This is a genomic window from Salegentibacter sp. (genome assembly GCF_036568425.1).
Taxonomy (GTDB): Bacteria; Bacteroidota; Bacteroidia; order Flavobacteriales; family Flavobacteriaceae; genus Salegentibacter.
The window spans coordinates 1-9,779 of sequence record NZ_DATCSO010000104.1 but is presented as its reverse complement, the minus strand read 5'-3'; the positions used below and the strand labels follow the sequence as shown (position 1 = coordinate 9,779).

Here is a 9,779-nt window from a genome sequence, read left to right as displayed (position 1 = left end):
ATTATTAAAGGAAAAAAGATTGGTACAATACTTTTGGTTTTGTTACTTTTGTTAACCGTAATTAAATCTGAAGAAATACCTGATTATGAATATACACGAATATCAAGGAAAAGAGATTTTAAATAGTTTTGGAGTGCGCATTCAGCGCGGGATTGTAGCTCATAATGCTACCGAAGCCGTGAATGCCGCCAAAGAATTAACCGAACAAACCGGAACCGGTTGGCACGTGATCAAAGCCCAGGTGCATGCCGGAGGCCGTGGTAAAGGGGGCGGGGTGAAACTTGCCAAGAACCTTAAAGAAGTAGAAGAGATCGCAGGAGACATTATCGGGATGAACCTGGTAACTCCTCAAACTTCCGCTGAAGGAAAAAAAGTACACCAGGTACTTGTTGCAGAGGATGTATACTATCCAGGAGATAGTGAAACCTCAGAGATCTATATGTCAGTATTGCTTAACCGTTCTACCGGTAGAAATATGATTATGTATTCTACCGAGGGTGGAGTTGATATTGAAAGCGTTGCCGAGAAGACCCCGCACCTTATCTTCACCGAAGAGATCGATCCTACCGTAGGATTGCTTCCTTTCCAGGCACGTCGCGTTGCCTTTAATCTAGGCCTTAGTGGGACAGCCTTTAAAGAAATGGTGAAATTCGTGACCGCGCTTTATACCGCATTTGAAAAATCTGATTCTTCACTTTTTGAGATTAACCCGGTATTGAAGACCAGTGATGATAAGATCCTTGCTGTAGATGCTAAGGTAACCCTTGATGATAATGCGCTTTTCCGTCATAAGGATTATGCCGAAATGCGTGATATCCGCGAAGAGAATCCAACCGAAGTTGAAGCCAGGGAAGTAGGACTAAACTATGTAGACCTTGACGGAAACGTTGGTTGTATGGTAAACGGAGCCGGACTTGCAATGGCAACGATGGATCTTATTAAACAGGCGGGTGGAGAACCTGCAAACTTCCTTGATGTTGGAGGTACCGCAGATGCCAAAAGGGTAGAAGAGGCTTTCAGAATTATCCTGAAAGACGAAAAAGTAGAAGCTATTTTGGTGAATATCTTTGGTGGTATTGTTCGATGTGACCGTGTGGCACAGGGAATCATTGATGCTTATAAAAACCTTGGAGATAAGGTGAATGTGCCTATTATCGTTCGTTTGCAGGGTACTAATGCCGATATTGCAAAAGAATTAATAGACAACAGTGGATTGAAAATTCATTCTGCCGTAGAATTCAAGGAAGCAGCCGATAAAGTACAGCAAGTACTTAGCTAATAGCTGTAACAAAATAATGATTTTTGAAAACCGCCTTTAGTCAGGGCGGTTTTTTTATGGAAAAAACTCTAGTCTTATGCCGGACTTGATCCGAAATCTCATTCTCTCCGGTTAACTATTGGGCCGCCTCTCCATCACCAGCTTTTTAATTTTTTTTCTAAAAATTCAATCACATACTGTAACATCTAAAAATTTATACGGTCTTTTTTAGTGTATAACCTTATAAATCATTTTATTATGAAAAAATTACAGTTATTTTTACTGGTGCTGGCCATTGGTTTTGGCTCAGCAGTAAAGGCAGCCGAACTGCCTGTAGATCCAACTTCTGCTTTTAAATATGAAGTAGAAAAACTTCTTGAAGATTTACCTATAGAACTTGAGGAGGAAGAAAAGGAAGTCAATCTTACTATTACTTTCAACAAAAACAATGAGATCGTGGTACTATCGGTGGAGTGTGACGACCCGTATGTAAAAAGCGTGATTAAGAAGCGCCTGAATTACAAGAAGGTTAAAACACAACTAGATAAGTCTATAAAAGAGTACAAATTACCCATCAGACTCAAAGCTTAAGATCGATCAAAAAATGTAAAGCACAAAAAACCCGGCTCATCACCGGGTTTTATTCTTTATAGTTAGAATATCTATTTTTCTTTTTCGGGATACCATTCCAATATTTTAACTTTAATATCTTTATTGCCGGCGTTTACCAGTTTTTTAAATTTTTCAACATCTGCAAAACCATCCTGACCTCTGAAATGGTAAGGAATAACTTTTTTAGGGGTAAAGGCTAAGACGCCATCTGCCGCATCTTCCACGGTCATGGTATACGGGAGATTCATAGGAACCAAAGCTACATTTATATCCTTGAGGTTTCGCATTTCAGGGATATCTTCTGTGTCTCCGGCAATATATAGTTTTATCCCATTTCTTTCCACAACATAGCCGTTGCCCCTACCTTTTGGGTGATATCCTTCTGGATCTTCGGGAAGATTATACATAGGTATAGCTTGAATATAGAAGTCAAGTACACGAGTGGTGCCTCCATTGTCTAAAGTTCTCAAGTTATTGCTCATCTCTGTTGGCAATTCATCTTTTACGGCTTGAGGAACGATAATGTCTGTACCTTCAAGGTCTAAACTCTGTAATGTTTCAGCGCTCATATGATCACCGTGAATATCGGTAATAAGTATAAAATCGGGTTTTTCTACACCTTTAAAAGCTGCCGCACCGCCCACAGGATCAATATAAAAAGTCGCATCGCCCCAATTAATCACTGCCGTAGCGTGGGAAATTGGTGTAATGTCTATACCCGTGTTATCAGTCTCTTTTTGAATTATTTCTGTTTTCGAATCATTTTCTGTTATTGCTTCTTCAGCCTGAGTATCTCTCCCTTCGTTTTTACAGGAAGTAAAGAAAAGACTAATCGTAAGCAAGCTTAATATATATCTCATAATACCTATAAAATTAAGTAATGGATAATGGAATAACTCAAATTTTGTAAAAATTTAAGAAAGCTCTAAGTGCATCTTAATATCGCCGCGGGAATACGGGTTATTCTCTCCGATTGAAATCTCCTTAAATCCGTATTTTTTATAAATATAGATCGCGTTCTCCAGCTTTCGGTTAGAGTAGATGATAAGGTCGTTCCAGCCTTGTTTTTTTGCGAATTTAATACTGTGTTCCATTAATTGCTGCCCGATTTTCTTTCCCTGATATTTTGGGGTAACCGCCATCTTAGTAAGTTCAAATACGCCCTCCTTTATTTTCATCAATGCAACGCAGCCAATTATTTCCCCGCCTTCTTTTACAAAAAAAATGGTTCCACCAGGTTCAATAATATATTTTGCAGGATTGCCCAGTACCTCTTCGTCGTGAGGCTCAACCCAAAAATACTTTTCGAGCCAGGCTATGTTTAGGTCTTTAAAATCTTTGGCGTATTGTGGCTGGTAAGAAATTATTTCCATTTTACTAAGCTGAAATTTTTAGCTAAAATAGAAAATAAAGCTGTTTCCGAAGATTGCCTTCAAGTCTAAAATCCTTGAATTATAAATTATTTTTTACTTTCACCAATGCCTACCTAATCAAAAAATAATTTTTATGAAAAAGCTTTCGGTTAATTTTCTGTTCCTGTGTTCTTTTTTAATATTGAATTCCTGTTCATCGGTAACAAGGACCGAAGAAAAAAAGACCGAAGAAAAGCAGCTTAGTATCCTGCCGCCTGAAGAGCTCTATGGGAAATTGTTTTTTGAGGTCCAGGAGAATGACTCTCTGTTTTCAGACAGCAAAACCTTTGTAGATGCGGTGCCTCGCTTAGCTCCGAAAGAAATTCGGAAGAGCTATGCTGAAATTCAACCGAAGACCAATACCGAAATGATGGCCTTTCTAAATGAGAATTTCCATATCCCGGAAGCCAGCAGCAACTATAAAACCGATTCCTCTTCTATTAATCTTCATATAAAGAAATTATGGGATGTCCTCAAACGTCCTTCAGATGAGCAGGTTTCAGGTACCTTGATCCCTCTGCCGAACCCCTATATAATTCCCGGGGGAAGGTTTCGTGAGATTTATTACTGGGATAGTTATTTCACAATGCTTGGTCTTCAGGAGGACGGGGAAATAGAAAGTATTAGAAATATGCTGGATAACTTTGCCTGGCTCATTGAAAATTATGGTTTTATTCCTAACGGAAACCGTACCTACTATTTAAGTCGTTCTCAGCCACCTTTTTTCGCCAGGATGGTCGGGTTGCTGGCCGAAATTCAGGGGGAGCAAGTATATTTAGAATACCTGCCTGCCTTACAAAAGGAATATGATTTCTGGATGGCCGGAAGTCAAAACAGGGAAGTGGGGGCTTATAGAAGAGTGGTAAGACTACCAGATGGGGAGCTGCTTAATCGATATTGGGATGATAAAAATTCTCCAAGACCTGAAAGTTACCGGGAAGATGTGCAAACTGCCGAGAAAGCCATTGCTCAAAATCCAGACCGGACCAAAAAAGAGGTTTACCGTGATTTAAGGGCTGCCGCCGAATCTGGTTGGGATTTTTCCAGCCGGTGGCTTAGTATAAATGGGAATGGCGATTTCAACCTTTATAGTATCCATACCACACAAATTATTCCGGTTGACCTTAATAGCTTACTTTATTACCTGGAGGAAACTCTTGCCCAGGCCTACGAACTGAATGCAGCTCCTGAAAAAGCCAATATCTTCAGAAAAAAAGCAGAAAAACGAAAGGCTGCTATTCAGAAATACCTCTGGGAAGAGGAGACTGGCTTTTATTTTGATTATAATTTTAAAGATGCTAATAAAACCGGGATCTATTCTCTGGCCGGAGTTTACCCGCTTTTTGTTGGGATTTCAGAAGAAGAACAGGCAGATAAGGTCGCCACTTCCCTGGAACAGGTTTTCCTCAGGCCGGGTGGCCTGGTAAGCACTCCGCACCATACGGGGCAACAATGGGATGCGCCCAATGGCTGGGCCCCACTGCAATATATGAGTATTGAAGGACTTCGGAATTATGGTAAAGACCAACTAGCTTCAGAAATTAAGCAGCGCTGGTTAAACCTTAATCAAAACGTATATCAGAAGACTTATAAATTATTGGAAAAATACAATGTGGAAGACCTCAGTAAAGAAAGTGGGGGAGGAGAGTACCCTACCCAGGACGGCTTTGGCTGGACCAATGGGGTCTACCAGAAACTCTCCAGGGAAGACTAAGAGAAAATTCCACAATACTATTTTTGCCCGGTAGTTCTGCTCCTTTTTTGTTTCCAGGGCCATTTCCCTTCTATTTCTACTTCCAGGGTAAAACTCAGGAAGGTCCGGATCAAAATGATGAGTCCGAGGTTGAGAATTTGGCCTATTTTGGCACCGTAGACCACAGTGGCAATAATATCGGCGGCAATAAGGATTTCCAGCCCCAGGAGGATGGCACGGCCTAATTCTTCCCGGATCTTTTGAAAACTTCTTATTTCGGTTCCCTGGCGCTTAAAGGCAAATCGTCCCAATGCAAGAAAAATCCCTATTATCATAACCAGAATTCCTACCACCTCTATAATGATAGCAGTTAATTCAATAAGTTCTTTTATCCTATCTTCCATGGGCTGTTTTCATAAAATCTGTTATAAAAAACGATAATGCTTTTCCTACCTGTTCAGCGTTCTCAGAGGTGGGAGCGGCTTCGCATACATGTAGGTAACTGCACTCGGGCAAGCGCGCCGCAAGGCTGATGAAATGTCGTACCTGTTCTATGCTGAAACCCGAAGGAGTTTTTGCGCTGGCAGGAAAATCCTTGATTACATCACAGTCCAATTCCAGTCCAAACTCCTCATCCCGAACAAACTCCAGGCTATCCAAAAAGGCAGTATGGAGATCTTCTGAAGAATGCTCAAGCAATTCTTCGAATAATCGGAATTCGGTTTGTTCCGAGGCCTCGATCTCATCGTAAATATATTGCGGGGTGTAATTTTGTGCTAGGCCAAAGATCGTATATCTTCCTAAAAAGCCTTCTTTCCTGGCAAAGCTGAAGCCATTTCCACTGTGGCGGTGTTCCAGCCTGCGGAGGTCTGTATGGGCATCAATATTAAGTACATTAATTGCTTTTCCAATAGCCCCGGAACTACCTTTAATATTAGCATAGGCATTATTATGCCCGCCCCCAATAATAATTGGAATCTTTCCTGCAGAAACTATGGTTTCCACCAGTTTACTTACTTTTCCATCTATGATCTCTGTAAGGTCTCCCAGTTTAGGCAAATAATTAGGATCGGTAGGATCGATATTCTCTGCCTTTTTCATCTCTGAAATACAATCGATATGCCCAAGCACGATTAGAGATTCGGGATGCGTATGTTTATTATGCTGAATATTCAACAGAGATTTCAAACAGGCTTCCCATGCACCTGAAGTTCCCGGTTTTCCGTGGTTTGCACGAACCCCTATATCTTCCGGGATTCCGAAGAGTACGAATTTTGCGGGATGCTTTTTAAGTGTTTCCAGATCAGTGAGGAATGCGATCTTTTCTCCAAATTTGGTTTCTCCTTTTCGTGGGGAGAACAGTTTTTCTACCGTTTTAGAATTATAGAGCTTCAGGCTTTCCATACTTACACTTTTTGACCATTAATATATACAGATTCGATGGAATTGGTTCCAAAGGCATAAGGAAGAAAAGCATAGGATGGAATTTCATTGGTAAGGATGAAATTTGCCTTTTTTCCTTTAGTGATGCTGCCGTGGGTCTCGCTGAGTTCCATCGCGTAGGCACCGTTAATGGTTGCCGCATTGATGGCTTCTTCCGGAGTCATTTTCATCTTGATGCAAGCCAGGGAAACCACCAGGTTCATATTTCCGCTGGGGGTGCTGCCCGGGTTAAAATCGGTAGCGAGAGCCAGGGGTAATCCCGCATCGAGGAGGTCGCGGGCCGGCGTGTAGGGAATACTCAAATAAAGCGAACAGGTGGGCAGTGCAACCGGCATAGTCGATGTGCTTTTTAGGCTTTCAATATCTTCAGGCCGCATTACCTCCAGGTGGTCTACACTCAAGGCTTCCTGTTCTACTCCTGCCTGAATTCCGCCTATGGCGTGGAACTGGTTGACGTGGATCTTGGGCTTCATCCCGTAATTCTTTGCAGCGGAAAGCAAGCGGTTGGTATCCTCCACCGTAAAATAGCCCTGCTCACAGAAAATATCGATGTATTCTGCCAGCTTTTCTTTAGCCACTTCAGGCAGAATTTCATCTATCACTTTGTCTATGTACGCTGAAGTATTTCCATCATATTCCTTTGGAAGGGCATGCGCCCCCAGGAAGGTTGCTTTGATGGGAATATTGTAATTTTCTTTCAACCTTTTTATCACCCGAAGCATCTTGAGTTCTCCCTCTTTGGTAAGGCCGTATCCCGATTTAATCTCCACTGCGCCTGTTCCCAGGCTCATGACTTCCTCCAGGCGTTCCGCCGATTGCCGGTATACTTCCTCTTCCGGCGTTTCCTTCAGGGTTTTTGCCGAATTAAGAATCCCGCCGCCACGCCTGGCGATCTCTTCGTAGCTTAACCCGTTGATGCGATCTACAAATTCCTGTTCCCGGTTTCCGGCGTAAACAATATGAGTATGCGAGTCGCACCAGGCTGGAAGAATCATTTTTCCCTGTGCATTAATAGTCTCATCAGCTTTGATTTCAGAAAGATTTTCCATTTTTCCGAAGTCGGCTATTCTATCATTTTCAATAAGCAACCAGGCATTTTTAAGGCTGGGCAGTTCCTTCATCTCTTTTCCCGAGAGTTTATCCACAGGAGTGTCCCTTACCTGTAACAGTTCTTTTATATTGGTAAACAGTAATTTCATTTTCTTTTGTGTTTTTGCCATATAAAGATATAAAACAGGGAAGAAAAATAAAGGAAATGCTGGTAAACTATGGGCTTATGTTTATTTTAGAGGAAATTTTTAAAAATTAATTTACAGACTTTATAATGACAAAAAAATATTCCGGAATAAATACCATTTGCATTCACAGCGGCGAACTGGAAGATAAAGAATTTAAAGGGGCAGTTTCTCCTTTGTATATGGCCACTTCCTATGCTTTTGAAGATGTTGAGGTAAAACGATATCCAAGATATTTTAATACCCCAAACCAGGTGGCCCTGGCCAAAAAAATGGCTGCCCTGGAGCATGGGGAGGCAGCCTTGATTTTTGGAAGCGGTATGGCCGCGGTAAGCACTGCTTTGTTAGCTTTCCTGCATAAAGGGGACCACGTGGTATTACAGAATACTTTATATGGTGGCACCAGCAACCTGGTAACCGAGGAGTTCGATAAATTTGGGATTGAATATACCTTCACGCAGGATTCTCAGCCTTCTTCTTTTGAGGAGGAGATCATGCCGAATACAAAAGTAATTTACATAGAAACACCATCAAATCCATTGCTTACGGTGACCGATATCGAAGCGGTTGCCCAAATATCTAAAAAGCATGGACTCGTGAGTATGATAGATAATACTTTTGCTTCCCCGGTAAACCAGAATCCAATTGATCTTGGGATTGATATTGTTATACATTCGGCCACGAAATATATGGGCGGCCATAGCGACATTCTAGCCGGAACCGTGATCTCTTCGGAAGAAAAAACGGATACCATCTTTCAGTTGGCTAAAAATTTTGGAGGCAGCCTAAGTGAGTATACGGTATGGCTCCTTGAACGTAGTCTGAAAACCATGGGAATTCGGGTAAGAGCTCAGAATGAAAATGCCCTGAGCCTGGCGAAATTTCTTGAAACCCATCCTGATATTGCCAAAGTGTATTATCCCGGCCTTGAATCTCATCCCGATCACGAAATTGCCAAAAAACAAATGCACGGTTTTGGAGGCATGATGTCTTTTGAACTTCGTGAAGGTCTTGATGCTGATCTGTTTCAGAAGAAATTGAATTTGATAAAATCTTCGATGAGTCTTGCCGGCGTGGAATCTACTATTCTTTCCCCGGCTAAAACCAGCCACGGACTTCTTTCCGAAGAAGAACGAGAGAAACAGGGAATAAAGGATGGTTTGATGAGGTTTTCTGTTGGAATAGAAGAGAAGGAGGATCTCATGGAGGATCTGGAACAGGCGTTAAAGGCAATCAGAAAGTAAATATGATGAAGTTAGATATATTAGCCGTGGGCTCCCATCCTGACGATGTGGAATTAAGTTGCTCAGGAACTATCGCAAAAGAGGTAGACCGCGGTAAGAAAGTGGGGATTCTGGATCTTACCCGGGGCGAACTGGGCACTAGAGGTACTGCCGAAACCCGGGATAAGGAAGCAAAAGCTGCTGCCGAAATTCTGGGCGTGGTAATGCGGCATAACCTGGAATTCAGCGATGGCTTTTTTCAAAACAATACCTCGCATCAATTGGAGATCATAAAGATACTGAGAAAATACCGCCCGGAGATCGTGCTTTGCAATGCCGTTGAAGACAGGCATATAGATCATGGAAAAGGTGCCAAACTGGTTAGTGATGCCTGTTTTCTCAGCGGATTGCGGAAAATAGAAACTATTAATGACGGTAAGAGCCAGAAGGAATGGAGGCCTAAGCAGGTTTTTCATTACATCCAGTGGAAAAACCTGGAGCCTGATTTGGTAGTGGATATTACGGGCTATATGGATAAGAAGCTGGAATCGGTTCTGGCCTATAAGACTCAATTCTTCGACCAGAATTCAAAAGAACCACAAACTCCGATTTCCAGCGCCAATTTTTTAGACAGTATTACTTACAGAGCAAGAGACCTTGGGAGACTGATCAATACCGAACACGCTGAGGGATTTACGGCTGAACGTTACGTGGCGGTGGATTCACTTTTTGATTTGATCTGATTTTTTTTACTCTTGAAAATGATTTTTTTCTTTGGGAAATAGTAGAAATAAATTACATTTGCAACCGCAATTAAAATGGTGGTTGTAGCTCAGCTGGTTAGAGCGCCGGATTGTGGTTCCGGAGGTCGCCGGTTCGAAACCGGTCTTCCACCCCTTTATT

10 protein-coding genes and 1 tRNA gene are annotated in these 9,779 nt (G+C 41.9%); 6 read left to right on the top strand and 5 right to left on the bottom strand.

Annotation, left to right across the window (positions count from 1 at the left end):
- Nucleotides 1-85: 85 nt before the first annotated feature.
- Both sucC and VIM94_RS10665 read left to right on the top strand, forming a co-directional pair.
- Nucleotides 86-1,279, top strand: a complete 1,194-nt coding sequence (sucC, locus tag VIM94_RS10670; RefSeq protein ID WP_332039282.1) for an ADP-forming succinate--CoA ligase subunit beta — start codon at nucleotides 86-88, stop codon at nucleotides 1,277-1,279.
- 237 nt (nucleotides 1,280-1,516) lie between these two features.
- The gene (locus VIM94_RS10665) at nucleotides 1,517-1,849 is read left to right on the top strand and encodes a hypothetical protein (protein WP_332039281.1); all 333 of its coding nucleotides are present in this window, start codon (nucleotides 1,517-1,519) and stop codon (nucleotides 1,847-1,849) included.
- 71 nt (nucleotides 1,850-1,920) lie between these two features.
- Here the strand turns inward: VIM94_RS10665 and VIM94_RS10660 are convergent, their stop codons facing one another.
- Nucleotides 1,921-2,730: an MBL fold metallo-hydrolase gene (locus tag VIM94_RS10660; RefSeq protein WP_332039280.1), complete on the bottom strand. Its 810-nt coding sequence runs from the start codon at nucleotides 2,728-2,730 to the stop codon at nucleotides 1,921-1,923.
- 54 nt (nucleotides 2,731-2,784) lie between these two features.
- On the bottom strand, nucleotides 2,785-3,243 hold the full coding sequence (locus VIM94_RS10655) for a GNAT family N-acetyltransferase (RefSeq protein WP_332039279.1): 459 nt from the start codon (nucleotides 3,241-3,243) through the stop codon (nucleotides 2,785-2,787).
- A gap of 133 nt (nucleotides 3,244-3,376) precedes the next feature.
- Between VIM94_RS10655 and treF the strand changes: the two genes are divergently transcribed.
- Nucleotides 3,377-4,996 carry an alpha,alpha-trehalase TreF gene (treF, locus tag VIM94_RS10650; RefSeq protein ID WP_332039278.1) on the top strand — a complete coding sequence of 540 codons (1,620 nt, stop codon included), beginning with the start codon at nucleotides 3,377-3,379 and terminating at the stop codon, nucleotides 4,994-4,996.
- 17 nt (nucleotides 4,997-5,013) lie between these two features.
- Here treF and VIM94_RS10645 read toward each other — a convergent pair whose 3' ends face one another.
- The 3 genes from VIM94_RS10645 to hutI are packed head-to-tail and all read right to left on the bottom strand — an operon-like array spanning nucleotide 5,014 to nucleotide 7,617.
- Entirely contained in the window at nucleotides 5,014-5,379 is a 366-nt protein-coding gene (locus VIM94_RS10645) for a DUF1622 domain-containing protein (protein ID WP_332039277.1), read from the bottom strand.
- On the bottom strand, nucleotides 5,369-6,379 hold the full coding sequence (locus VIM94_RS10640; RefSeq protein ID WP_332039276.1) for a formimidoylglutamase: 1,011 nt from the start codon (nucleotides 6,377-6,379) through the stop codon (nucleotides 5,369-5,371). The genes VIM94_RS10645 and VIM94_RS10640 overlap by 11 nt, the downstream gene beginning before the upstream one ends.
- 2 nt (nucleotides 6,380-6,381) lie before the next feature.
- Nucleotides 6,382-7,617 (bottom strand): imidazolonepropionase, encoded by a 1,236-nt coding sequence (gene hutI, locus VIM94_RS10635; protein WP_332039275.1) that lies wholly within the window; start codon nucleotides 7,615-7,617, stop codon nucleotides 6,382-6,384.
- Between the two features lie 125 nt (nucleotides 7,618-7,742).
- On the opposite strand from hutI, the gene VIM94_RS10630 reads away from it, so the two are divergent.
- The 3 genes from VIM94_RS10630 (at nucleotide 7,743) to VIM94_RS10620 (ending at nucleotide 9,772) form a co-directional block, all read left to right on the top strand.
- A complete protein-coding gene (locus VIM94_RS10630; protein ID WP_332039274.1) occupies nucleotides 7,743-8,897 on the top strand; it encodes a PLP-dependent aspartate aminotransferase family protein in 1,155 nt (384 codons plus the stop codon).
- Between the two features lie 5 nt (nucleotides 8,898-8,902).
- A complete protein-coding gene (gene bshB1 / locus VIM94_RS10625; protein ID WP_332039283.1) occupies nucleotides 8,903-9,619 on the top strand; it encodes a bacillithiol biosynthesis deacetylase BshB1 in 717 nt (238 codons plus the stop codon).
- Between the two features lie 77 nt (nucleotides 9,620-9,696).
- Nucleotides 9,697-9,772, top strand: a tRNA-His gene (locus VIM94_RS10620).
- The last annotated feature ends 7 nt before the right edge of the window (nucleotides 9,773-9,779 follow it).

Excerpts from the sequence above, each read along its gene's own strand:
- sucC (WP_332039282.1), top strand. The coding sequence starts at position 86 with ATGAATATACACGAATATCAAGGAAAAGAGATTTTAAATAGTTTTGGA.
- VIM94_RS10665 (WP_332039281.1), top strand. The coding sequence starts at position 1,517 with ATGAAAAAATTACAGTTATTTTTACTGGTGCTGGCCATTGGTTTTGGC.
- VIM94_RS10660 (WP_332039280.1), bottom strand. The coding sequence starts at position 2,730 with ATGAGATATATATTAAGCTTGCTTACGATTAGTCTTTTCTTTACTTCC.
- VIM94_RS10655 (WP_332039279.1), bottom strand. The coding sequence starts at position 3,243 with ATGGAAATAATTTCTTACCAGCCACAATACGCCAAAGATTTTAAAGAC.
- treF (WP_332039278.1), top strand. The coding sequence starts at position 3,377 with ATGAAAAAGCTTTCGGTTAATTTTCTGTTCCTGTGTTCTTTTTTAATA.
- VIM94_RS10645 (WP_332039277.1), bottom strand. The coding sequence starts at position 5,379 with ATGGAAGATAGGATAAAAGAACTTATTGAATTAACTGCTATCATTATA.
- VIM94_RS10640 (WP_332039276.1), bottom strand. The coding sequence starts at position 6,379 with ATGGAAAGCCTGAAGCTCTATAATTCTAAAACGGTAGAAAAACTGTTC.
- hutI (WP_332039275.1), bottom strand. The coding sequence starts at position 7,617 with ATGAAATTACTGTTTACCAATATAAAAGAACTGTTACAGGTAAGGGAC.
- VIM94_RS10630 (WP_332039274.1), top strand. The coding sequence starts at position 7,743 with ATGACAAAAAAATATTCCGGAATAAATACCATTTGCATTCACAGCGGC.
- bshB1 (WP_332039283.1), top strand. The coding sequence starts at position 8,903 with ATGAAGTTAGATATATTAGCCGTGGGCTCCCATCCTGACGATGTGGAA.